The following is a 23,028-nucleotide window of genomic DNA, read 5'->3' on the forward strand; positions in this document are numbered from 1 at the left end:
ACTGAACGGTGACGGCTGCAAACGAATTCACGACCGAAGTGCAACGCCCCGCAATTGTGGTGAAGCGCGATGTTCCCATCGCGTATGAAGCCGACGTCGTCGTGGTCGGCGCAGGCCCTGGCGGCTTCGCTGCCGCCCTTCAGGCGGCGCGCATGGGCGCGAGCGTGGTGCTCGTCGAGCGATTCGATATGCCTGGAGGCGTTCATACCTCGGGGCTGCAGGGCTCCGCCGACATCGGTGTCGGCGGCATCCACACCGAACTGATGCAGCGCTTTGCGGCAGACGGTTACATCTATACGGCCACCGAGCACACGCATCCCGGCTGGGCCGGCAATCCGCTCTCGCACTACGAACGCAACAAGGAGCCCGGCAGCGCCTTCACCCGCATGACGTTCAATCCCGAAGGCGCGGGCTGCGTGATGGCGAACATGCTACAGGAGGCGGGCGTCACGGCGCTCTACGGAACGAGCTTCGTCGATGCGATCGTCACTCGCGGCACGGGCAACGACAGCATCTCCGCCATCGTCGTCGAGAATGCGAGCGGTCTGCAGGGGATTGCGGGCAAGATCTTCATAGAGGGCTCAGGCACCAGCGAGCTCGTCGCGCGCGCCGGCGCGCCGTTCGTGCGCGGCGGCGGTGGACAGCCCGAGGGTACGGGCTGGGACGGGGTAGAGCGACCTATTCCCGGCGGACTGCTCTGGACAATGAGCGGGATCGACTTTCAGAAACTCGCTGCGCATCAGGAGTCCGCAAAGGATCCGCTGCTGCACAAGCTGATGGCCGAGGCAGCCGCCAGCGGCGACTTGCCCGAAGCAGTGTACCGGCCGCGCATGGCCGGAAAGAATGTTTATGGCGATGCCTATATCGGACATCCAACGCTCGACATGAGCCCGATTGCCGCCGACGGCACCTACGTGCTCTGGCAGAACGTGCCGTACGAGTGGGCCCTGCACATGGATGACGACGCCGCCGACCACGCAAAGGCCAAGCGGGCCTTGCGGGCCTTCATCAATGTCGAGGCGAAATTCCTGCGCAAGTATGTTCCCGGCTTTGAGAACGCGACGGTGTCGGGCATCGGCCGTTTCGTCGGCGTGCGCGACGGTCGCCATCCGATCGGCGAATACGTCGTCAATCTTGATGACGTGAAAGCCGGGCGCACCTTCCGCGACGCAGTGACGAAGCCAATGACCAAGACGTTCTTCTGGGGTGGGCACCGCAAATATACCTTCGAAGTGCCGTTCCGCTGCTTTCTGCCGAAGCGGATCGACAACATGATTCTGACCGGCGCGTCGCTGTCCTTCGAGTACAAGACGTTGTTCATGGTCATGCGCAATTTCCCCTGGTGCACGCAGACTGGCGAGATCGCTGGCTTCGCCGCGGCGCGCTGTATCGAGCGCAAGATCAAGCCGAAAGAATTCGAGTTCAACACACCATACTTCTGAACAGATTGCAGGAGGCCCCATGACGCTGCTGACCCGCCGCCGCTTCTCACGCCTTGCCGCGGCCTTGCCGCTTGCATTGTCTGCCCCCCACATCTCGCGTGCGGAACAGCCGCTGCGGATGATTGTCGTCGTGCCGGCCGGCGCGACGATGGATACCATCGTGCGGGTCGTGGCCGACAAGCTCTCTCCACTCATCGGCCGCAGCGTGGTCGTGGAGTATCGCGCCGGCGGAACGGGCCTTGTTGCCGGCTCTTTCATGAAGAACACCCCACCCGACGGCTCGCACATCATGTTCTCGCCCATTTCGGTTGTGGCTTTCTTTCCCTTTCTTTATGCCAGCCTTCCATATGATCCCGAGCGCGATCTGACGCCGGTGTGCGAGGGCGCGTTCGCTGCAAACGCGCTCGTCGCCAGCAAGGGCACCGGCGTCGCGACGCTGAAGGATTATGTCGAAGCAGTGCGGCGCGATCCGAACCTCGGCAGTGTCGGCACATCAAGCCTCGGCGGCATCGGTGCCTTCCTCGTCACGCTGTTGCGCAAGACCACAGGTGCCGATATCCGGCTCGTCGCCTATCGTGGCGGTCAGCCCCTTCTCACCGACCTGATCGGCAACCATGTGCCGGCTGGACAGTCGGTGCTGTCCGACTACCTCGATTCGCATCGCTCCGGTCTCGTCAGCATTCTTGGTGTCACCACGGAACAGCGCAGCAAGCTTGCACCGGGCATCCCGACCTTCAAGGAACAGGGTTTTGCCGAGCTTTACGGACAAACCTACATGGGTTTCTTCGTTCGTGGCGGCACGGCGCAAGACCTGGTGGCGCAGTATTCCGCCGCCTTGAGCAAAGTGCTCGCCATGCCTGACGTGGCAAGCAGGCTTGCGACCCTCGGGGTCGAGGCGACGGGTGGCACACCGGAGCAGTTCGCGCAAACCTTGAAGCGCGAACGCGAGCGCTGGGAGCCCGTGGCGCGCGAAGCAGGCATCAAGCTGGGCTGATGCCGGTGCTCGGGCCGTGTCACGGATATAGCGGTCATGTGCGGCGAATAATCCGAGGTTGCGCTACGATCTGCCGCACAGGATCGCCGATCTTATTAGGTCCGCATGCAAAATCGTCCCTTAGGAGGGTGGCCCGGTCGAAAGGTCACGGAAGCGCGCGATACGGGCATCGAGAGTGATTGAGTCTGCCAATCAACGTGGGGTCCCGGCGCCGATCGGCGAGCTAAGCTATTGACCTACCTTGCGATGGAAGGGTCACTCTTGAACGCCTTTTCACCCCCCATCAAGTAGCCGAGTCGTTCTTTCGTGGTCCCCACATCGCGAAGCGCGTGAAGGCTGCCGCGCCGAAGCCCATCGGGCGAAGGCGGGCTCCCGGCCCGCGAGCTACGGCCTGGCGAGCCATCCTGCGATCGTTAACGGGAAAGACGGCCGCAAGGCCGACGCGGCTCTCACTTCCAAGCAAAATATCGAAAACAACCCCATGCAAAGTAGCACGGCAGTCGCCGGCAACGATCCTTTGATCCACGCCGCGAAGACATTTGACACGTCGGGCAAATCACCGGCACAAATCCATCATTGCCCCGCGGGAAGTCTTGCGCGCGGGACATAGTCCAGCGCCTAAGACTAGCGGTCCACATTCGATCTGACGATGGTCTCTCCTTCTTGATCGCAGATTCGGCGGTGTTATCACACGAGCCGGCAAACAACGCCCTGCGCTTCTTTGATCGAGCGGCCCATTAGCGGTCGACATGATTCCTGCCTACCCGATCTGCGGCAGAGCCATCTTAGCTTCACGCTCAAGGAACCTTCGGTTGCCCTCTCCACATCTGTGAAGCGGTATGATGGAACGTTCACCTTTGTGCAGGGTTGCCGGTCCATTGCAAACGAAGATGGACCTGGGTTGTGACTTTTCATATCAGTCTTGTTGGTCGAAGTGACCTCAGCGGAGAAATCTACCGTCAGATCCGGCAGGCAATTCTGGATGGGCGTCTTCGGCCTGGAGAGCGGTTGTCTCCCACGCGAGAACTGGCCGCCGCGCTGACGGTTTCACGATCGACGGTGACGGTCGCGTATGAAAGCCTGCTCGCGGAAGGCTTCGCAACGTCCCATACGGGCGCCGGGACGTTCGTCAGCCATCAGTTCGAGGCAAAACGTCCGGCATCGAAAACAAGGCGATCGACGGCCCGCGCTATTCGGGTGCGTCGAGTTTGGGAGACGATACCGCTCCCGAGGGCCTTTGACCGCGCGGCGCGTTTCGACTTCAGAACCGGGCTTCCAGACGCTTCGTTGTTTCCACACCGGGCCTGGCGGCGGGTCGTCGCCCGTGCGCTGCGCTCGCGCGAGATGGCGGCAGGCGTCTACGAGAATCCTGCGGGCAATCGGGACCTGCGCGCGGCGATCGCTCGCCACATCGGCATCTCACGTAGCGTTTCTGCATCGCCCGACGACGTCATCGTGACCAATGGCACCCAACAGGCAGTCGACATCGTCGCTCGCGTGCTTCTCGAGCCCGGCGATGTCGTTGCGATGGAGGATCCGGGCTATCGACCTCTAAAGGAGTTGCTCAAGGCGCTGGGCGCGCGCGTGATCGGTGTGCCGGTCGACAGCGAAGGCCTGGTCGTGCAGGCGCTGCCGGCCGGGGCCAGGGCGGTCTACGTGACGCCGTCGCATCAGTTTCCTCTCGGCGTGGCCATGAGCCTGTCGCGTCGACGTGCGCTGCTTGCCTGGGCCGAGCGCAACAACGCGGTTGTCGTCGAGGACGACTATGACAGCGAGTTTCGCTTCGGCGGACGTCCGCTCGAGCCGCTTCAGACCATCGATTCGGCCGGCCGCGTTGCGTATGTCGGCACGTTCTCAAAGACATTGCTGCCGGCTCTCCGGCTGGCCTTCATGGTCGTACCGCCGTCGCTGCGAGAGGCGGCGCACAAGGCGAAGTTCGTCACCGACTGGCATACAGCGACAATAGCGCAGAGCGCGCTAGCGCAGTTCATCGACGAGGGCGCGTTTGCGCGTCACATTCGCAGGGTGAGCCGCATTTATAGCGAACGGCATGCGATGCTGACCGCGGAGATCAAGAGGAACTTCGGCGATTACCTCGACCTTATTCCATCGAGCACCGGGCTGCATATCACCGCCTGCGCGCGAGGGGCGTCGGCTGATCATATCGATGCGATCGTATCACGAGCCTTTGAGCTCGGCGTTGCCATTGATACGATGTCGCCTTGCCGGGTGGACGGAAAGCCTCCGGCCGGCTTCGTTCTGGGATATGGGGCGATCGAGACGGCGCGGATTGCCGAAGGGCTGAAGCGGCTGCGCAGATGCTTCGATGAACGTGTGCCTCGACGCGAAGCGGCGTGACCGATGTCGCTAGAGGTGACGGCACGCACGCCCCTGAATTGGACTGATTGATTATCCGCAAATTGGACCTTCCGTCATACCGCTTCGCCTTTTAGTGTCGGGCCGTTGAAAAGGTCGACGGACCGATGCAGGGCGGGGCGCGTTCCATCTCGCACCCGCAACGCACTTTCCAAATCGCGGATCAATCAAGACCGCAAATCGCATTAAAGCGGACTTCCGCCGACTTGCAAAAATCGCGAACTCACAACTTGGAGACACGAGCGTGTGAGTTGTGAAGCAATTCACGGCCGCGGGTCGCAGCTCGACCTAATCAAGCTGCTGCAAGCTGACCTATCGAAATCGAGCAGGAGGTTTCACATGAAGCATCCGATGATTCTTGCAATCGCAGGCGTCAATTCGCTCACGAGCCGGAAAGCAGCCGCGGCGTCCAACCATCACGACGGCGCCGAGACATGTCGACCTGGATGGGGAACACGGTTCTTGAGCTGGTGTGTCCAGTGTTCGGAGCGGTCGCGGCAGCGACAAGCCCTGGCGGAGCTCGATGACCACCATCTCAAGGACATCGGCAAGACGCGGCCAGAGGCAATGGCCGAAGCAGCCAAGCCCTTTTGGAAATGACGCCGATCATCGCGCACTTGCTGCAGGCGATGTCCGTGCCTCGAGCGGAAATTCGCGTCTATCACTCGTCGAGAGTGCGACTACGTGGATTTGTGTTGAAGACCACCGCGCGGCTTAAGAGCTGCGAATTAACCGTCAACACCTGAGGAGAGCCCTATGCCCAACCATCAGCGCGCTGCTGCGCACAGGACAACGCTTGCCCGCCAGCCCGGTTCGATCTCGGGCGAGACAAGGCTGCGCGCGGCCGATCAACCGATCGTCACCACGCAGGAGCTTCCGTCCGCCGTCCCGCTAATGGCACTTTCGACCGGCTTCTGGGCTTTCAAGACCCTGGCCGCAGCACACGAGGAGGGCCTGTTCAGTCACCTTGCAGGCGGCGCCGGCACCACGGTTGCGGAGCTGGCGGAAGCGCTCGGTCTGCATCCACGCCCGGCCGAGATGCTGTTGACCGGCTGCGCTGCACTCGGGCTTCTGGAGAAAACGGACGGCCGTTATCGCAATACGCCCTTAAGCGAAGCCTATCTCGTGCGAGGGAAGCCGTATTACTTCGGTGGCTTCGTGCAGATGGCCGACAAGCGGCTGTACGCGGGCTGGGGCAAACTTACCGAAGCGCTGCGCACGAACCGACCAACCACGTGGGACCCGGCAGTGCAATCCTCGATATTCGACGGCGAGGATCCGACGATGCTGGCACTCTTCTGGGAGGCGATGCATTCGCTCTCCACGATGACCGCGCGCGAGCTCGGCGAAGCCGTGGATCTCAGTCATTTCCGCCGCCTTCTGGACATCGGCGGCGGATCGGGCGCGTACGACATCGAGCTTTGCAAACAGTATGGGGAGCTGCGCGCGACCGTATTTGATCTGCCGCATGTGGCCGCGATCGCCGCGGGAAAAATTGTCGAGGCCGGCTTGACCGACCGCATCGAGACCGCCGGCGGCAACTTCTTCGAACAGCTTCCCGAGGATCACGACGTGCATCTCCTGTCGATGATCCTGCACGATTGGGATGAGGCGAAGAACCGCGCCCTGCTGCGCCGGTCCTTCGAGGCTTTGCCGAGCGGCGGCGCAGTCGTCATCAGCGAGCTTCTCGTCAATGACGAAAAGACCGGGCCGGCGCCGGCCGCGCTGATGAGCCTCAACATGCTGATCGAGACGGAAGGACGAAACTACACGCCGGCAGAATATTCGGCGTGGCTCGAGGAAGCCGGCTTCCGGCACATCGAGACGGTCTGGTTCGACGCACCCGCCGCGAACGGCGCCGTGATCGGCCGCAAGCCGTAGGGCGTAAAGATGTTCGTTTGTTCCCAAGTCCTCGTCGCTTCTGCCCAAGAGTTCCCGCGCGGCCTCCACCTATCGTTCGAACCGCGGAGTTGGGCACGTGGCATCAGCCCTGTCTCCGCGCCCCTTTCGGCGTCAGCCGATTGTGAACTCAAGGGAGGCCTCATGCGGCGATGACGCGAACGCAGGTTGCCATCATCGGCGGCGGTCCCGCCGGTCTACTGCTCTCTCACATGCTCGCCCGCAACGGCGTCGACAGCATCGTGCTGGAGCGGCAGAGCCGCCGCCATGTGCTCGAGCGCATCCGCGCCGGGGTGCTGGAAGCGGGAACGATCGAACTCTTGCGCGAGGTCGGCCTCGGCGCGCGCATGGATCGGGAGGGACGTGTCCATGACGGCTCGGGCATCGCGTGGGAAGGCAAGCCGCACTTCTTCATCGACACCCGCAAGTTCACCGGCCGACCGATGATGTGCTATGGCCAGACCGCGATCACCGAGGATCTCTATGCCGCGCGCGACGCGGCTGGCGGCGTCGTGATCGATGACGCGGCAAACGTCGCGCTGCACGAGCTGACGTCGGACCGCCCGCACGTGACCTACGAAAAGGGCGGGCAGACCCGCCGGATCGATTGCGACTATGTCGCTGGCTGCGACGGTCACCATGGCGTGAGCCGGCAATCGATCCCGGCGTCGGCGCTGCGCACGTTCGAGCGCGGCTATCCGTTCGGCTGGCTCGGCATCATGTCGGAGACGCCGCCCTATCCGGAGATCTGCTATTGCTATCATTCGCGCGGCTTCGCGCTCGCCTCGCAGCGCAGCCCGATGCTGAGCCGCTACTACATCCAGTGCGATCTCGACGCCAGCATCGAGGACTGGCCGGACGACCGCTTCTGGGAGGAATTGAAGGCGCGCTGCCCGAAGGGCATGGCCGACAGCATCGTGACCGGTCCCTCGATCGAGAAATCGATCGCGCCGCTACGGAGCTTCGTCGCCGAGCCGATGCGCTATGGTCGCCTGTTTCTGGCGGGCGACGCAGCGCACATTGTCCCTCCCACAGGAGCGAAAGGTCTCAACCTCGCGGTCTCCGACGTGTTCTACCTCTCGCGCGCGTTGACCGAGGCCTTGAAGGCCGGCCGCACCCACTATCTCGACGGCTATTCCGATATGGCGCTGCGCCGGGTGTGGAGCGCCGAGCGCATGTCGTGGTGGCTGACCACGTTGATCCACCAGTTCCCTAATGAAGCGCCGTTCGACCGGCGCATGCGCGAGAACCAGTTCGATTACCTTCTTGTGTCGGAGCGTGCGCAGGCATCGCTCGCCGAGCAGTATGTCGGCCTGCCATTTGAGAGCTGATGCCGCGAGCGCTACGCTTCGCTGCCGCAATCGCTCGCAGCGCCTTATCGGCAGCGAGGCCCGCACGAACTCTGGAATCGAAGGACACGGCTTTTCTCCAAAGTTTGAACCCGGTCAGCAACCAGATTCCCGGTCCGTTCAAACCCGGGGAAAAGGTTTCGACCTTCATGTTCCGGATTGTGCCACCGGGTGAAACCGCAGCGGCTGCGGCCAAGTAGTCTGGGTCTGATCCAAACAATACTCCGCATTTGTCTAGCGTAAGCGGACGTCGCGGGTTCGTGCGCCAATGTCTGAGAATGACGCCGCACCAGTTTCGCACCAGAAACAACCTCATCAGAACGCAACGAACGCGATCGAAATCGAACAAAAACGCGGCAAAATCAACGAAGCTGATCAATACTCTGTCGCTCATAACGGTCTGGTTGTAGGTTTCGAGTCCTGCCGGGCCCACCAGAACAACGCGGTCTCTTACGCGGGAAGACCAGGAAGCCTTCCCGGGCGAGGTACGGGCGCTATCTAAGTTTTTTGACGGGCCTTCTGCGTAATAACCACGCGTTCTACTGCGTAGTAACCTGGTAGGCGCCCCTCGATCGCCCGCGTGGCGGCGCGCCAACTGGCCGATAGGCAGAGCAGTTATTCAATTCATTGGAGCACGCGCCTATGCCCAAGAATCCGTTTACCGATGTCTGGCAGTTCCTGACCGCGACTACCGCCGACTATCTTCAGCTCGGAAACTGGCGCTTTCTGATCCTGGCGCTGTTCTGGGCGCTGCTGCTCGCCGGCATTGCAGTGGCCTTCCAGAATTGGCGGGAGGATTCGGCGCAACGTAGCGGGCGACATCTTGGAATCTGGCTGGTCCGGGTCCTGATCGGCTGCATGTGGTTCGAAGGCATGTTGTGGAAACTCCCGCTGCCCGTGTCCGGCGGCCTGCAATTCTGGACCGAACAGGAAACGACCCGCGCAGCGTTCGAGTTTCACGGCACGTTCGTGAAGGATATCGTGCTGCCCAACATGAATTTCTTTGGGCCAATTGTTTTTCTTGCCGAGCTCGTGTTTGCCGCGTCGATGATCCTCGGGCTTGCGGTACGGTTCGTGGGCGTGCTGGCCCTCGCCTATACGCTGCAACTCTGGCTCGGCATTTATCGGCCGGGCGATCCGGCCGAGTGGCCGTGGTCGTACATGTTCCTGGCCATGCTGATGTTCCTGTTTGTGGTCGAGGGCGCCGGCCGCAGTCTCGGCCTTGATGCCTGGTTGCGCCGCAAAATCCCTGCCGTGCGCGATGGGAAGGGACCTATTGGCTGGTTCTTCAACATCGCCGGTTAGTCGGCGTCGTTCTACGTGGGGAGACGAGCATGATAGCACTGGTCCGCGTGGTGACGCTTCTTGTGGGCCTGGGCGCAAGTTGCGGACACGCCGCTGACATCGGCTATCTGGCTCCGCCGGGTGTCCCTGCAAAGGAGTTTCCCGCGCCTCAGCGCCCGGTTGCGCAGATCGTCAGCCCAGGCCGAGCCTCCGAGGAGCATCGCGATTCCCTGAATGAGGCCGGTGAGATCGCCCGCCTTCTCGAACTGAAGCCAGGCATGACCGTCGCCGACATTGGTGCAGGCAGCGGCTACCACACGGTGCGTCTCTCCCGTCTCGTCGGTCCCACCGGCGCCGTCATCGCCCAGGACGTCACGCGGAAATATCTCATCGCACTCGCCAGGCGAACGCAACGCCTGAGGTTGACAAATGTCACATTCGCGCTGGGCAAACCACACGACCCGCGCCTTCCCGCTTCCTCGCTCGACGCTGCCATCCTCGTGCACATGTATCACGAAGTAGCTCAGCCCTATGCCTTCCTCTACAATCTGGCGCCCGCCTTGAGGCCGGGCGCGCGGATCGGAATTGTCGACCTCGAGCGTCCGACATCGGAGCATGGCACGCCAATCGGGCTGTTGCGTTGCGAACTCACCGCCGTTGGCTATCGCGAGGTCGCCACACATCAGCTCGCAGGCGACGGCGGATACCTGGCGGTGTTTTCGCCACCGGAGCCAGGGGATCGAAAAGCCCCCCGGGACGTCGTTGCTTGTGGGCGTGTCGGCCCTCGCTGATCTGGGCCGTGTACTCATAAATCGGGGCGCTTGGGTCAGGCACCCTGATGTCCGCTTGTCCGCCAATAGCGGCGGAATAGCGGACGTCGCCGGAGGTCGCAGAAGGGCCAGAACCGGACATTTCGAATTTGATATATTTTTTCGTTGTTGAGCGCAGGTCACTGTTAGGGCGTTCACGATATTGGGACTGCTCTTTACCCTTCGGAACACCCAGATGGCTCATTCGATCCGAATAGATCTTGAGATACCATCAGCCTCAGGGTTGGAAAGAAATCTGGCAATTCATGATCTGCGCGACTTCGCTGAGGAGCTGAGCTTGACGCTGGGCGAATTAGGTTCACTGCCCATGGAGCAAGCCGACGCCTCAGTGGACCACGTTATAATCGGTGCTATCAAGACGAGGAATGTTCGCCGCTGTCGTGCTCACGTGGAAAAACTTAACGAAAAGAAGTATCGTCTTCGCGTTACGATCACCGAACAATCGTCCTCGAAATCCTGACACGGGCAGATGCCTGCTTTGGGTCAAAAGCGCCGCTTCGCCCGTGCGTAAATCACTTCCGGTCTACCCATACGAACGGACATTCTGTGAGTCCGTCGGCATGTCCTAAACGTGCCAATTGGCGACATCCGGTCGCTCATCCGAGGAGTTCGACGGCAACTTCTAGAGTTGGAATGGGTGGGCTGTCGAGACCCTCTGCCGGCGTGATCAGAATCAAGCGCTTGTCCTCATTGGGATGACGTGAGATGTGACCCTTTCCATGAGTATCTTCCGCCAACATAGAACCACCGGCCGAAACGTGCCGCACCTCTCCATCGCTCGTCCCGAACTTCACGATCCCGTCGAGCCACACCGTGAGCACCCTTCCCGGCGGAGCGTGCCGACCGATTTCGCCTATGCCGGCCGGCGTGCACGAAGCGGATACGTGACGCCGGATAGTGGGACAAAGCTCGAACGGCGCTTCGTTTGGGAAAAGCGGTATGTGGCTTATTGGGATATGACATCATCCGAAATGAGATTCTCGGTCTGGTGTGGCGTAGACGCGCAGAACCTCATCGCGACCTCCGAATAACCGAAGTCTCGAAAGAATCGGGCAAGGTAACGCTTCCTTCCTCCAGCGGTATCATCCGGGGAGCCCGGCTCGCCGCAATCCTTCTTCGTATCGCGAGATGTCTTCGGCACGCCGATAAGGTCCCAACACGTTTTTGAGGTTGGAAATCCGCAGTGTAGGATTGAGTTGGCGCAGGCGCAGGACCGCCTTCTGCGCTTGATCCAGCCGCCCCGCCATCGCATTGCTCGCAGCGCCAATACGAAGTAGAGGTTGAGAGTTTGGATTGTCCTGCAACGCCATTGCCGCCCACGATGCCGCTTCGTCATAGCGACTTAGGAAGAAATGTGCATGCGCAGTCCCAGCTCGCATCGGTGCGACCCACGGATCAAGTGGGCTCAGGCGTATGGCACGCGTGAAGCGCTTGATCGCTAGCTCGTACTCGCCGAGCCAATTCTTTACCCAGCCACCGCAATCCCACGCCTCGGCCACATTGGAATTGAGCGCAAGCGCGCGATCAATTAAAGCGGCGCCTCGATCGAGATCGCGAACAACATATGCCAATGCCCATCCGCTATCAGCGAGCGCGATTGCATCATCCCTACCTAGCTCAACCGCTCGCTGAGCGAGCCTCGATACCTCGGCAACCTCTTCCGGTGTGAGTGAAATCCAGCCAAAGGCCTTGGCATTGGCATAGCAAAAGGCAGCACGAGCGTAGGCTGTCGCAAAGTCTGGGTCGAGCTTGATCGCGCAGTTGAATAGGTGCAGTGCCTCGCTGCACGCTTGCTGACTGGCATCTTGATAAGACTTAGCTAAACCGCGCAAGTAGTGATCATAGGCGTCGAGACGCTCGGTCGGCTTGCGTCTGGCGCGCTCGATCTCGGCTTTTTCAACCGCCGGCGCGATTGCTCCGACAATGTTCTCCGTCACATGGTCCTGCAGATCGAAAATGTCGCCGAGCCCACCATCAAACCGGTTCGCCCAAAGATGCGCGCCAGTAGCGGTATCGACAAGCTGTCCCGTGATGCGCACCCGGTTTGCGGCCTTGCGAACGCTTCCTTCCAACACATAGCGCACTCCAAGCTCACGCCCGACTGCCTTCACGTCGACGGCGCGCCCCTTGTACGTGAAGCTGGAGTTGCGGGCGATGACAAACAGCGCCTTGAAATGAGATAGCGCCGTGATGATGTCCTCGACCATTCCATCGGCAAAGTAGTCCTGTTCTGGATCCCCGCTCATGTTGGTGAAAGGCAATACGGCAATCGACGGTTTGTCCGGTATCGCGAGTGCGGGGTTTGCCGATTGCGTCCGCAGTCCGATATCCGGTGTTGCAATCCGGAAGACGCGGACCGGCCGGGCGATGTTTTTGAGCTGCCGCTCGCCCAGATCCTCGAAGCCCAGACCCAGCTTGTCGCGCACCTGATCGTGTACGACTCTGCTTACGCAGATCCCATTGGCTTCGGCGAGGCCTTCGAGCCGTGCCGCAACGTTAACGCCATCGCCATAAATATCGTCGCCGTCAATGATGATGTCACCGAGGTTGATGCCCACGCGGAACTCGATGCGATGGTCCGCTGGCACGTCCGAATTACGCTCCTGCATCGCGCGCTGGACCTCGACCGCACATTGGACGGCTTCGATCACGCTCGGGAATTCGATCAGAAGGCCATCGCCAGTTGTCTTGACGATGCGGCCCTGGTGCTCGGCAATGTTCGGGTCGATCAAATCTCGTCGATGCGTCTTGAGCGCCGCCAAGGTCTCGGCCTCGTCGACACCCATCAGCCGGCTATAGCTGACAACGTCGGCGGCGATGATGGCGGCGAGCTTCCGGGCCATGCGCATACCCGTTCCCGTTCGGGCGCTTAGGCAACCAGTCTACCCGACGAGGTGCCGACGGTCATCCGGTCCGTAGCGCGGTTCCGGAATTCCGTTAGGGTCAATCGCGACGTTTCGACCGGAGGCCGACCACTTCCGCTCTTCCCCGACTAGTAGACTGGGCGAACCACTCAAGTTGAGTTTCGAAAAATTAATCGGTAAATCACCCTACGTGTGTGAAATCACTCACACCCATAGTTTTATTTTGACGTATCGACGAGGCCGCTTCATCTCTGTAGAGAGAGAATGTTTGCTTTGGGTCACCAGCAGCAATACTCTTGCCGATCAGAAGATTTCCGCTGGGCCGTCAGAAGCCGACGTCCCCTTTATGGGTACACGCCCTAGCCACGCCTCTCTACCCCACCCTTTGGTGTCGCAGCTCAATCGCGAGGCGAACAAATGTCGTCGAAATCGACCAAGCTGCCTTGATGCCGGCAATGAGATTGCCGGAGACCTTCGATACCCCACCGATCCGGCGCCGCTGCCCCACGGCGATCTCGAGCGCCGGCAAGCGGGCGGCCGCAACCCGCATCAGCATTTCCAGGTTCCAGCCATATGTCTCCTCCTTCATACCGAGATGTCTGAGCTCATCCCGCCGGATGGCGCGAAACGGCGACAGGTCGGTGAAGCCTGCGCCATAGACGAGGCGCAGGAGCAGCCTGCCGACATGGGCCGCGAGGAGCTGCTGCGGCGCGAGGCTGCCGGATTCGCGTGAACCGCGAACGCGCGAGCCGACAACGAAGACAGCCTGCCCAGCCACGATCGGCGACACGAGATCAGAGATGCGCTCTGCAGGATCACTGCCGTCGCCGTCGAGAAAGACCAAAATGTCGGCGTCGTCGCGCGCAGCGGCGATGCCTGCCTGGATGGCGCGACCGTAGCCACGTCGCGGCTCGACAATCACGCGAGCTCCGGCGGCCCGTGCCCGCTCGGCCGTGCGGTCCCGCGAGCCGCCATCGACAACGACGACTTCACTCACGTTCTGTGCCAGCACTGCAGCTACGACCTGGCCGATTGCCGTTTCCTCGTCGAGGCATGGAATGATCGCCGAAACGACCGGCGGTTGGCACAACACGGACCGCTTGCCACCGATCCCGTGGGTCACCTCGTTCATAGGCTCCAGCGCAGGCCGCAATTGGCGCAGCACTTAGGTGGTTTGTCCGATAGCAGGGCCGCACGAAACTCCCGATACGCGGACCCGTTCCAGATGTCGTGTAAGGACTGCTGACCTGCATGGCCAAGCGTGTAGTTCTCGTAGCCATGTTGCGAAAATGGCGCGATGCAGCATGGCAAGGCGCGGCCATTGGCCGTGAAATACATCAACGACCACGGCCGTCGGCAGAGCGACCACGGCGAACCGTCGCCACTGCCTTTCAGGCTTAGTCCCGGCTCGCTCGCCGCGCCCGACGCGCTGAAGGTCACGCCGAGCGAACGCGCCAGATCCTCGGCCTCTTTCAAGTAGGTCGCTTCTTCCTGCGTCAGGCGCTCGAACAGGGCCTGATCCGGTCGCGCCATGCCAATGGCGGATTCAGTGAAGAACACGAGCCGCTGCAGATAAACCTCTTTGACACCGATCTCCGCCGCAACTTTCACAAATGCCGGCAGTTGCTCGACAGTCTCTTTCAGGCCGGTGAGCCAAACGGAAACTTGCGGCCTTGCGTGCCCCTCCCGCTCCTGTAGCTCGCGAAATGCGCGAACATTGCGGACAATCCGACCGAAATAATCCCTGCCACGAATCGCCTTGAAGCTCTCGCGATTTGACGCGTCGAGCGATACACGCAGCTCATCAAGCCCGGCGTCGATCAGCGCACGGCCGTTGCGCTCACTGAGGACCGTTCCATTGGTGTTGAACAGGACGTAAACGCCGCGCTCTTTCAGGTATTTGACCATTCGCGGCAGGTTCGGGACCAGCATCGGCTCGCCAACGCCGTGCAGAACCACGCGCGCCAGATCGGGCAGCTGGTCGACAATCGACGTGAACAAATCCCAGCTCATGTCTGCCGGCGGCTCGAGCTCCTCGTAGGTGCGAGGACAGGTGGTGCACAGCAGATTGCAGCGGTTGGTCACCTCCAGATAGGCGCAGACCGGCGGACGCTGGGCGATCTCGGAGCGCTCGCCCGTGACCGTCTCGTGATAGCGGCGCGGATCGAACGGCGCGCGAGTGCCCTGCACTTCGCCGAAAACGTTCATTGCGATGCCCCCGAAACTGCAGTTCGCTGCATGCGGGCTCTCCACGCCGCAAAGGCGCAAGCCAGGAAAAGACCTCCGAACAGAATTGATTTGCTCACAATTCTCGGGATGTAGAAATCCCAGTCGAGCTGTTCGGACAGCAACAGCGCTCCGATCGAAACGGCCCACGTAGGCGCGGATCCACACAGGGCGACGAAGGGCATTATAATTAGAAAATGCCAGGGATAGTTGGGCGACAACAACAGGAGCGTCAGAAGTAACAGCATGTTGATGTCGGCAAGACGGGATGCGATGCTGTGATGAGCGCTGCGGGCCACGGAGAGCCCCTTGAACCAAAGCGCCAGCGCGGCCAGTGCGACGTAGGCGGCAACATCACCTTCATGATAGCCAAACACAAGGCGCCAAAGTGACAACAGCCAGAGATCGTTGCCGCCACTGATGCCCTGTTCTGTCAGATAGCCTTTGGTCAGGAATCCGAGAACTCCCGAGCCGACTGACAGGTAAGGAAGATAACAAAGCGCGACGGTAGCGATCACGACGAGCGGCACCTTGACGTCCCAGGGGCGCCAGATCCCGGCCAGCACCGGCGCCGCATAGGGCTTGACCAGCACTGAAAGAGTGATCACCACGGCTCCGCGGAGAGCACGGCCGGTCAGGGCAATCCACAGGCCCAGCAGCATCAGCGCAACCATCAGCGCGTCGACATGGCCGTTATTGGCAATCTCCCACACAGGCAACGGATGCCAGAGATAGGCAACTACGCGCGTCACCGGGCGGTCTATACGCCGCAGCAGGACCACGATCAGTATGACTGTGATTGACTCGCACGCCAGCAGCGCGAGACGCATCGTCGTCACGCTTTCGCCGATCCGCGTGACAATGAGGAAGAAGAATTGCGCCACGGGAGGATAGATGGTTACGGCCGTATCAGCCCGGTTGATGTGAGGAAAGACCATCCTGTCGCGCAGAAACGCCAGCGACTCATCGGCTGGCATAAAGCGATAAGGATTGATGCCTGCGGCCTGAACCCTGCCATCCCAGACGTAGCGATAGACGTCGCTGGACAGAAGTGGATCGAACAGCAGCACATAAGCTCTCAGCGCGATCCCAAGTCCAACGATAAGCCATAGTGCGCGACCAGTTGGCGAACGTTCCGCCAGACCTGTCGCTACGATCGTCAGCAGACCTGCAAGGATGCTCAGCGCAATGAAGGCATTGTCGCCAGCAGTCTCGAAGGCATAAGGAGTCACCAGGGTAAGACCGCTCAGGACAACACCGATGCCGGCCAACAGCCAAAGTGGAGATATCTTGTGGTCGGAACGCACCAGTCGACCGAATTGACTAGCGATCGCTCCTGGCAAGGGCTTCATTGGCTTACCTGCGGCGCGTCCTTCAAAAAGGCCCGGCTCGCCGCGGCAAATCCGCCGCCGCGAAAGCGGGTCGAATGCCCAGCCAGCTCGTCCTGCAGCCAGCGCAAGGTTTCGATATCGTCGACATCGTACCATTCCGGTAGCAGGATCGTAGCAAGTCCGACTTCGGCGGCGCGCTCGCGTGTACTGCGAGCTACGGTTTCCGTTCCCCATGCGATCTGCGTAAACAGGTGCTTGTGCGGATGCTTTAGGCCGATGAGATAGTAGCCACCGTCGCTTGCTGGCCCAAGCACCATCCGGTCTCCGGGCGCGCGCACGGCCTCAATAGCCTGTACCAGCAAATGGATTGGCAGCGTCGGGCTGTCGCCATTGACGAGCAGGACACAGTCATGTCCGGCGTCCAGGAGAGCGCGTGTCGCGCCCAACAACACATGCCCCAAATCGTCGCCAGCCTGTAGCAACAGTCCGAACCCTGCCGGAAGCAGCTGCCGCATGACGTCTTCGGTGCCCGCCGGCGCGTAGACGCCGTAGCCGCGCCTGCCGAGCGCCTCAGGGACCGCCTCGATTGCCGCGGCCACGTCGCGCAGAAAGCAGGCGGACAGCTCTGATGCGGCAACGTCGCCAATGACCGTCGCAAGTCGCGTCTTTGAGCGGCCGGGCAGCGGCGCCTTGCATATAATCCCGATCGCCGCGACGCTCATGGCAGCCGTGACCGCAGACGATCAGCGGCGATCGCGATCAACTGCAGTGCGTCATGGCTGCCGTCTGCTTCGCCCTTTTCAAAATCCCCGTCGACGCGCCCCATTTGATTTGTCACATGTGCAAAGCACAGGACGGGCTTTTGCCTGACTTGTGCGAACGCATAGAGCGCGGCTGCTTCCATTTCGACTGCCATCAGATTTCTTTTGACCATGGCATCGATCGCCGGCTGGGTCTCGCGGAACGGCGCGTCGGTTGTCCAGGTCGCGCCTGTGAGCACCGGCACGGGAAATTCACCGAATGCGCCTTCGACCGCCGCGATCAATCCGGCATCCGCATCCGAATAGTCGGACGGCGCCATGTAGTGATAGCTGGTGCCTTCGTCGCGCAGCGCGCGTTCGATGATGATGAAATAAGGCGGCGGGCGCATCGGCACGATCTGCCCCGAGGACGTGACGCTGATCAGGAGCTTGCAGCCCGATGCGAACAATTCCTCGGCGATCAGCACCGCGTACGAGGCGCCGACGGCGCAGCCGACAATTCCGAACTCAATCCCGTCGCGACTGAAGCTGTAGAGCTGCGTGTGATAGCAGGCCCATCCCGCTTCAAGCCGGGCCTCGCCGCGGGCGAGCAGGCTGCGCACGATGTCGCCGTCCGGATCGAGGATGCAGATGTTCGGGATGCCGGCGCCCGTAATCCGCTTTTGCCTGCGCGCTTCGCGCAGCAGATTTTCCGGCGTGAAGGCGGACGGCTGCGCATAGTGCTTTTGCGCGAGGATGGGCGGGACCCCGCCCTCATTGACTGCCATCACCAGACAAGCCTCGTCACCCGGTTGCCGGTCATTGGTAGCGTTCTCTCCGACAACGGGCAAGCTCTCCGCAACAGCGGGCAAGCGCCGCCAAGGTTTCAGCGACGTCAAAAAAAGATTTCAGGTGGTGTAACAAGATGGCCTTGAAGAACGTAATAACCGCGGCCCGTACTCGCTGCCGGCATGGCAAGGGCTTGCCATGCCCTAAGCCAGTCGTGTTGATCCGATGGTGCGCGTGGCGTAGCATTGGTCGCAAAGGTAGCGGATGCGATATTTTCGAACTTTGGTACGCAACACCTAAGCGTCGAGGGTCGCCATGAACCACGAGACCGCAGTTTCGAATGCCAAAGAAATCGCCGATCGCATTCTCGCACCGGCGGCCAGGCAAAACGACAAGGAAGCTCGATTTTCGTCCGAGGCAATCGCGGCGCTCGGTTCGGCCGGATTGCTGGGGGTGATGCTGCCCGCCGAGGTCGGCGGCTCGGCCCTGGGACCGCGGACGTTCGCTGCCGTCGTTGCGACGCTCGCAGAAGCGGACGCGTCCGCCGCGATGGTTTATTTGATGCACATGAGCGCTACCGCAACGATTGCGGAGGCCCGTCCGGGTGCCACGGTTGCGCAGACGCTAAAGGACATTTCAGCCGGAAAGCACCTAACTACCCTGGCATTCAGCGAAGCCGGATCGCGCAGCCACTTCTGGGCGCCCGTTTCGCGAGCGAAGCGCAACGCCGTCAACGTGCATCTCACGGCCAAGAAATCCTGGGTGACAAGCGCCGGTCACGCGCAAAGCTATGTAGTTTCGGCGCTCGCGCCTGAAGGCAAGAGCCCAACGGATTCGACCATTTATCTTGTCACCAGTGACACGCCCGGACTGTCGGTCGCCGGCCCGTGGGATGGTCTCGGGATGCGCGCTAACGCTTCCGCGCCGATGATCCTCGATGATTGCAAGATTGAAGCCGATCGCCAACTGACCGACGACGGCGCCGGGTTCAAGGCGATGCTGGAGGTCGTGCTTCCGCTATTCAACCTCGGAACATCGGCGGTCGCGCTTGGTCTTTGCCGGGCTGCGGTGTCGGGGACGGCAGCACATCTCAACGGCGCTCGCTTCGAGCATTTGGGGCAGACGCTCGGCGAGAGCCTGCCGACGCTCCGCGCACAGCTTGCAACGATGCAGATCGACACCGATGGGCTTGCAGCGCGCATCGACGATCTCGTTGATCATCTTGAGCGCCCCCGAGATACCACTATGCTGCGCGTGCTGGAGAGCAAGGCGGCGGCGGGTGATGTTGCCATCGCCGTCACTTCGGCGGCGATGCGGGCGTGCGGAGGCGCTGCGTTTTCCAAGCATCTGGCCATCGAGCGATTGTTCCGTGATGCACATGCAGGCGCCGTCATGGCGCCGACGGGCGATGTGCTGCGCGAGTTCATCGGCAAAGCCGTTTTGGGAATACCGCTGTTCTGAGCGCGAGAACTCTGCGCGGCTTGGCGGCGCTTGGATGGCGACAGACGCATTTCAATCTGGGCTTGAGAAGCGGAGTGCAATCATGAGCCAGACGATCTGGGTAGGTGCCGTTGCATATGATGCGAAGGTGGTCGGTATCTGGGAGGGCATGCGGCGCTACTTCCATGAAGAAGCGCATCTGCCCGTCGAGGTGGTGCTGTTTCAGAGCTACGAGGCGCAGGTCGCGGCCCTCCTAGCTTCACCCAGTGAGCGACTGCCGCGCATCGACATCGGATGGAATACGAACCTCGCCTATGTCCAGGCCGATGCCTGGAGCGACCATCGCTGCCGACCGATCGCGATGCGCGATACGGATGTGGGCTGGATGACCAAGATCGTCGCGGTAACCGGGGGGCCGGTCGCTGCGCTTGCCGATCTTAAGAGCCGCACCCTCGCTCTCGGCAGCCGCGACAGCGGCCATGCGGCAATCCTCCCGGTTTATTTTCTGCACCGCGAGGGACTGGTTGAGGGGAAGGACTACCAAACGCTGCGCTTCAACACCGACCTTGGCAAGCACGGTGACACGGGTACAAGCGAGTCCGAGGTCGTTCGCGCGGTTCTCGACGGCCGGGCCGATGCCGGCGCAATCGGCAGTCCATTCTGGAACGCGGTGCGTACCGAGCGTCTGGTGCCGCAAGGTGCGCTGACCGAGATCTGGACCTCGCAGCCCTATAACCACTGCATGTTCACTGCTCGGTCCGATCTGGACCCCGCGTTGGAGCAGCAGTTTGCCAAAGCATTATTTGGGATGAGCTACGATAACCCGGCCCATCGTCCTGTGCTAGAAGCGGAAGGGTTGCGCCAATGGATAGCACCGCAGCTTGAACCGTATGCGCAGTTACGGGAAGCGTCGACGCTGCAGGGTTTCCTAACGCGGCCTTTGGCCTAGCAGCCGAGCCAAAGCCCCGATCCGGCGTTGAGTGCGCCGCGCCTTTGTCAGGCGCAATTGAAAATCATCGCCAACCTGCGCTGATGCTCGGATTCGCGATCGAAGGCGCGGCGCACGGCTGCGAACGATTCGGCGAGCGGAAAGATTTCACGGCTGACCAGCAGGTCGTCATCCTCGGCTCCAACCGGGTGCCAAAACACGCCCTCCGCCGTAATCGTTATCTCGGGAACCAGATCCGCCCTTGCCAAAGCGATGCCCTGCGTGGCGGAGCCTCGCAGCGCAATCCGCCTGATCACCCGGTTCTCCTCGCTAATATGATGAGCGTCAAGGAAGCTGCGGAACTCATCGGCCTCCGCGTCAGTCGACACTGTAGCCGCCAAACGCACCCGGAATCCTTCAGCGCGGGCCCTTTCGATTCCCTTCCAGGCGCGTGCCCATGTCCCCTTTCCACGATGGCTGTCGTGGCGCTCCGGCGTGGGACTATCGAGGCTAATCTGGAAGGTTACGCGCTCGCGCGGTAGCGAGCGCAGCGTTGCGAGCCGACTTCCGGCAAACAGCATGCCGTTAGTGAGAACTGTCGTCGGCGCCGCCGCAGCGCACGCGGCAAGGATCTCGCCAATATTCGGCAGCATGAATGGCTCGCCGCCGGTCACAAAGATTTCACCTACGCCGAGTTCCGCTGCCTCGGTAGCGATCTGTCGCACCCGCTCGATACCGAGAGCCCGCCGCGGAGCTTTGGGTGACGAGCGTACGCAACAATAGTCGCAGCTCAGGTTGCAGTCGAAGTTGGTATAAAGCCACAGACGAGAGCCGACAAGCCGATCTTCTCCGACATTCTCGGGAGCCTCTCCGTACCGGAGCACCCAACGGGTGCGACCTTTTTCGACTGCTGCGTCAACCAAACTGTTGCGGGTGAAGCGACACCATGCCTCGAGCTCCGGTCCAACACTCGGATCGCCGCTGATCACGGCCACCAGATCGCCTTTACGGCTTCGGCGGAGCGCAGCTATCAAATCCGGCAAGAGGCCCGAGGCAAACGTCTTGGCGCCGGCGTCGAGCTCAACGTTTGCGTTCGCTCTCATGAAGAAACCCATGGTCATGGAGATGTTTCGCGCGGACCGCACCAGTTTCGCACCAGAAACGATCTGACCAAAACGCAATGAACAGGATCAATCTCCGCCGAAAATGCGGGAAAATCAACGATCGCGTGCGATATCCCGTCGCCCATAACGGTCTGATTGCAGGTTCGAGTCCTGCCGGGCCCACCAGCCTTCGCTCGCTGTCTCATCGCAAGTGAACTCCGCACCCCACGTAACGGCAACGACGGTGGTCGGTGCGTTCACAACTCAACCGGCATCCAGACCCCTCCGGCTGCGCTCGAGCGCAAGACGGCGTCCACCATCGCAACACCGGCAAAGCCATCCTCAATCGTCGGAAAGGTCAGCCCTGGATCGGCAAGGGAAGCGGTACGACTGGCCACAATAGCTGCGGCCACTTCGGTATAGATCGTCGCGAATGCTTCCAGGTATCCCTCGGGATGGCCGGGTGGAGTACGATTGACGCGCTGACCGGCGGCGTTCATGGACGTTGTGCCGCGGCGAATCAACCGTGGTGCTTCACCGAGCGGCGACCAGTTGAGAACGTTCGGCTCTTCCTGCCGCCAATCAAGACCACCCTTCTCGCCGAAGATCCGTAATCGCAGCCCGTTATCGTTTCCGGGTGCAACCTGGCTCGCCCACAATGCACCCCGCGCCCCGTTCCCGTAACGCAGCAGGATTTGCACGTTGTCATCGAGACGGCGGCCCGGCACGAAGATGGTCGTCTCGGCCAGAATCTGCTCAGGCATCATCCCGGTGACAAAGTGCGCGAGCTGATATGCATGGGTACCGATGTCGCCGACGCAGCCGCCGGCACCCGAGCGCGCCGGGTCAGTACGCCAGTCGGCCTGCTTCTGGCCGGTGGCCTCAAGCGGAGCGGCCAACCAATCCTGCGGGTATTCGACCTGCACGATCCTGATAGCGCCGAGTTCGCCGCCCTGAACCATGGAGCGTGCATGGCGCACAAGCGGATAACCGGAATAGTTATACGTGACGGCAAATATCAGTCGGCTCGTGCGCGCCTTGTCGCGCAAGCGGCGCGCCTCCTCAAGGGTTGTCGTCAACGGCTTGTCGCAGATGATGTGGACACCCGCATCCAGGAAGACGTCGGCGACGGGTGCATGCATATGGTTTGGAGTGACGATCGCAACCGCCTCGATCCCGTCGGTTCGCGCGGCCTCGGCCTGCGCCATGGTCCGAAAGTCGGGATAGGATCGATCGGACCCAAGGCCGATAGAAGCCGCCGATCGGATCGCTTTATCGGGCGAGGCCGAAAGCGCGCCAGCGACGAGTTCGTAACGATCGTCCAGGCGCGCAGCAATACGGTGAACGGCGCCGATGAAGGCGCCTTCCCCGCCGCCTACCATTCCAAGTCGAATGCGTGGCTCAGCCATGTCGCGCGCTCCTGTCGATTTATT

Annotated in this window: 19 protein-coding genes and 1 pseudogene; 12 read left to right on the plus strand and 8 right to left on the minus strand. The window is 61.4% G+C overall.

Annotated features, from left to right (window positions below; translation table 11 throughout):
- Nucleotides 1-8 precede the first annotated feature (8 nt).
- The 10 genes and pseudogenes from CP49_RS03630 (at nt 9) to CP49_RS03670 (ending at nt 10,634) form a co-directional block, all read left to right on the plus strand.
- Nucleotides 9-1,442, plus strand: coding sequence for an FAD-dependent oxidoreductase (locus CP49_RS03630; RefSeq protein WP_057848932.1), 1,434 nt, complete (start codon nt 9-11; stop codon nt 1,440-1,442).
- A gap of 19 nt (nt 1,443-1,461) precedes the next feature.
- The gene (locus CP49_RS03635; protein WP_057848933.1) at nt 1,462-2,436 is read left to right on the plus strand and encodes a tripartite tricarboxylate transporter substrate-binding protein; all 975 of its coding nucleotides are present in this window, start codon (nt 1,462-1,464) and stop codon (nt 2,434-2,436) included.
- Nucleotides 2,437-3,339: 903 nt separating this feature from the next.
- Nucleotides 3,340-4,794, plus strand: a complete 1,455-nt coding sequence (gene pdxR / locus CP49_RS03640) for a MocR-like pyridoxine biosynthesis transcription factor PdxR (RefSeq protein ID WP_057848934.1) — start codon at nt 3,340-3,342, stop codon at nt 4,792-4,794.
- A 369-nt stretch (nt 4,795-5,163) separates the two neighbouring features.
- A complete protein-coding gene (locus tag CP49_RS03645; RefSeq protein WP_156438023.1) occupies nt 5,164-5,412 on the plus strand; it encodes a DUF1127 domain-containing protein in 249 nt (82 codons plus the stop codon).
- A gap of 156 nt (nt 5,413-5,568) precedes the next feature.
- Complete coding sequence (locus CP49_RS03650; protein ID WP_245310480.1) at nt 5,569-6,693, plus strand: acetylserotonin O-methyltransferase; 1,125 nt, start codon at nt 5,569-5,571, stop codon at nt 6,691-6,693.
- A 170-nt stretch (nt 6,694-6,863) separates the two neighbouring features.
- Nucleotides 6,864-8,042 carry a 4-hydroxybenzoate 3-monooxygenase gene (pobA, locus tag CP49_RS03655; protein ID WP_057848936.1) on the plus strand — a complete coding sequence of 393 codons (1,179 nt, stop codon included), beginning with the start codon at nt 6,864-6,866 and terminating at the stop codon, nt 8,040-8,042.
- A gap of 89 nt (nt 8,043-8,131) precedes the next feature.
- A pseudogene (locus CP49_RS42265) lies at nt 8,132-8,260 on the plus strand (cytochrome c); the annotation flags it as partial.
- 442 nt (nt 8,261-8,702) lie between these two features.
- Nucleotides 8,703-9,365: a DoxX family protein gene (locus CP49_RS03660; RefSeq protein WP_057848937.1), complete on the plus strand. Its 663-nt coding sequence runs from the start codon at nt 8,703-8,705 to the stop codon at nt 9,363-9,365.
- A gap of 29 nt (nt 9,366-9,394) precedes the next feature.
- Nucleotides 9,395-10,135 carry a class I SAM-dependent methyltransferase gene (locus CP49_RS42270; RefSeq protein ID WP_082645851.1) on the plus strand — a complete coding sequence of 247 codons (741 nt, stop codon included), beginning with the start codon at nt 9,395-9,397 and terminating at the stop codon, nt 10,133-10,135.
- A 214-nt stretch (nt 10,136-10,349) separates the two neighbouring features.
- Entirely contained in the window at nt 10,350-10,634 is a 285-nt protein-coding gene (locus CP49_RS03670; RefSeq protein WP_156438014.1) for a hypothetical protein, read from the plus strand.
- 622 nt (nt 10,635-11,256) lie between these two features.
- Here CP49_RS03670 and CP49_RS03680 read toward each other — a convergent pair.
- From CP49_RS03680 to CP49_RS03705, 6 genes are all read right to left on the minus strand, one after another.
- Nucleotides 11,257-13,017 (minus strand): adenylate/guanylate cyclase domain-containing protein, encoded by a 1,761-nt coding sequence (locus tag CP49_RS03680; protein WP_245310481.1) that lies wholly within the window; start codon nt 13,015-13,017, stop codon nt 11,257-11,259.
- Nucleotides 13,018-13,411: 394 nt separating this feature from the next.
- Nucleotides 13,412-14,170 (minus strand): glycosyltransferase family 2 protein, encoded by a 759-nt coding sequence (locus CP49_RS03685; RefSeq protein WP_057848941.1) that lies wholly within the window; start codon nt 14,168-14,170, stop codon nt 13,412-13,414.
- Complete coding sequence (locus CP49_RS03690) at nt 14,167-15,246, minus strand: radical SAM protein (RefSeq protein WP_057848942.1); 1,080 nt, start codon at nt 15,244-15,246, stop codon at nt 14,167-14,169. Before CP49_RS03690 ends, CP49_RS03685 begins: the two co-directional genes overlap by 4 nt.
- A complete protein-coding gene (locus tag CP49_RS03695) occupies nt 15,243-16,616 on the minus strand; it encodes an MptA/MptB family glycosyltransferase (protein WP_197423007.1) in 1,374 nt (457 codons plus the stop codon). The genes CP49_RS03690 and CP49_RS03695 overlap by 4 nt, the downstream gene beginning before the upstream one ends.
- Entirely contained in the window at nt 16,613-17,317 is a 705-nt protein-coding gene (locus CP49_RS03700; RefSeq protein WP_057848944.1) for a TIGR04282 family arsenosugar biosynthesis glycosyltransferase, read from the minus strand. Before CP49_RS03700 ends, CP49_RS03695 begins: the two co-directional genes overlap by 4 nt.
- The gene (locus tag CP49_RS03705; RefSeq protein ID WP_057848945.1) at nt 17,314-18,123 is read right to left on the minus strand and encodes a nucleoside phosphorylase; all 810 of its coding nucleotides are present in this window, start codon (nt 18,121-18,123) and stop codon (nt 17,314-17,316) included. The genes CP49_RS03700 and CP49_RS03705 overlap by 4 nt, the downstream gene beginning before the upstream one ends.
- Nucleotides 18,124-18,439: 316 nt before the next feature.
- On the opposite strand from CP49_RS03705, the gene CP49_RS03710 reads away from it, so the two are divergent.
- The gene (locus CP49_RS03710) at nt 18,440-19,585 is read left to right on the plus strand and encodes an acyl-CoA dehydrogenase family protein (protein ID WP_057848946.1); all 1,146 of its coding nucleotides are present in this window, start codon (nt 18,440-18,442) and stop codon (nt 19,583-19,585) included.
- 82 nt (nt 19,586-19,667) lie between these two features.
- Entirely contained in the window at nt 19,668-20,513 is an 846-nt protein-coding gene (locus CP49_RS03715; protein WP_057848947.1) for a phosphate/phosphite/phosphonate ABC transporter substrate-binding protein, read from the plus strand.
- Between the two features lie 47 nt (nt 20,514-20,560).
- Here CP49_RS03715 and CP49_RS03720 read toward each other — a convergent pair whose 3' ends face one another.
- Together CP49_RS03720 and CP49_RS03725 are read right to left on the minus strand one after the other, a co-directional pair.
- Nucleotides 20,561-21,673, minus strand: coding sequence for an Rv1681 family radical SAM protein (locus tag CP49_RS03720; protein ID WP_197423008.1), 1,113 nt, complete (start codon nt 21,671-21,673; stop codon nt 20,561-20,563).
- A 179-nt stretch (nt 21,674-21,852) separates the two neighbouring features.
- Nucleotides 21,853-23,004: a Gfo/Idh/MocA family protein gene (locus tag CP49_RS03725; protein WP_057848948.1), complete on the minus strand. Its 1,152-nt coding sequence runs from the start codon at nt 23,002-23,004 to the stop codon at nt 21,853-21,855.
- Nucleotides 23,005-23,028 lie beyond the last annotated feature (24 nt).

This window comes from Bradyrhizobium valentinum, assembly GCF_001440405.1.
Classification (GTDB): Bacteria; Pseudomonadota; Alphaproteobacteria; order Rhizobiales; family Xanthobacteraceae; genus Bradyrhizobium; species Bradyrhizobium valentinum.

Bases quoted from the DNA above. Each gene is read 5' to 3' on its own strand.
- CP49_RS03725 (WP_057848948.1), bottom strand. From the start codon at position 23,004: ATGGCTGAGCCACGCATTCGACTTGGAATGGTAGGCGGCGGGGAAGGC.
- CP49_RS03635 (WP_057848933.1), top strand. From the start codon at position 1,462: ATGACGCTGCTGACCCGCCGCCGCTTCTCACGCCTTGCCGCGGCCTTG.
- CP49_RS03645 (WP_156438023.1), top strand. From the start codon at position 5,164: ATGATTCTTGCAATCGCAGGCGTCAATTCGCTCACGAGCCGGAAAGCA.
- CP49_RS03690 (WP_057848942.1), bottom strand. From the start codon at position 15,246: ATGAACGTTTTCGGCGAAGTGCAGGGCACTCGCGCGCCGTTCGATCCG.
- CP49_RS03710 (WP_057848946.1), top strand. From the start codon at position 18,440: ATGAACCACGAGACCGCAGTTTCGAATGCCAAAGAAATCGCCGATCGC.
- CP49_RS03680 (WP_245310481.1), bottom strand. From the start codon at position 13,017: ATGGCCCGGAAGCTCGCCGCCATCATCGCCGCCGACGTTGTCAGCTAT.
- CP49_RS03660 (WP_057848937.1), top strand. From the start codon at position 8,703: ATGCCCAAGAATCCGTTTACCGATGTCTGGCAGTTCCTGACCGCGACT.
- CP49_RS03650 (WP_245310480.1), top strand. From the start codon at position 5,569: ATGCCCAACCATCAGCGCGCTGCTGCGCACAGGACAACGCTTGCCCGC.
- CP49_RS03700 (WP_057848944.1), bottom strand. From the start codon at position 17,317: ATGAGCGTCGCGGCGATCGGGATTATATGCAAGGCGCCGCTGCCCGGC.
- CP49_RS03705 (WP_057848945.1), bottom strand. From the start codon at position 18,123: ATGGCAGTCAATGAGGGCGGGGTCCCGCCCATCCTCGCGCAAAAGCAC.
- CP49_RS03695 (WP_197423007.1), bottom strand. From the start codon at position 16,616: ATGAAGCCCTTGCCAGGAGCGATCGCTAGTCAATTCGGTCGACTGGTG.
- CP49_RS42270 (WP_082645851.1), top strand. From the start codon at position 9,395: ATGATAGCACTGGTCCGCGTGGTGACGCTTCTTGTGGGCCTGGGCGCA.
- CP49_RS03715 (WP_057848947.1), top strand. From the start codon at position 19,668: ATGAGCCAGACGATCTGGGTAGGTGCCGTTGCATATGATGCGAAGGTG.
- pobA (WP_057848936.1), top strand. From the start codon at position 6,864: ATGACGCGAACGCAGGTTGCCATCATCGGCGGCGGTCCCGCCGGTCTA.
- CP49_RS03670 (WP_156438014.1), top strand. From the start codon at position 10,350: ATGGCTCATTCGATCCGAATAGATCTTGAGATACCATCAGCCTCAGGG.
- CP49_RS03685 (WP_057848941.1), bottom strand. From the start codon at position 14,170: ATGAACGAGGTGACCCACGGGATCGGTGGCAAGCGGTCCGTGTTGTGC.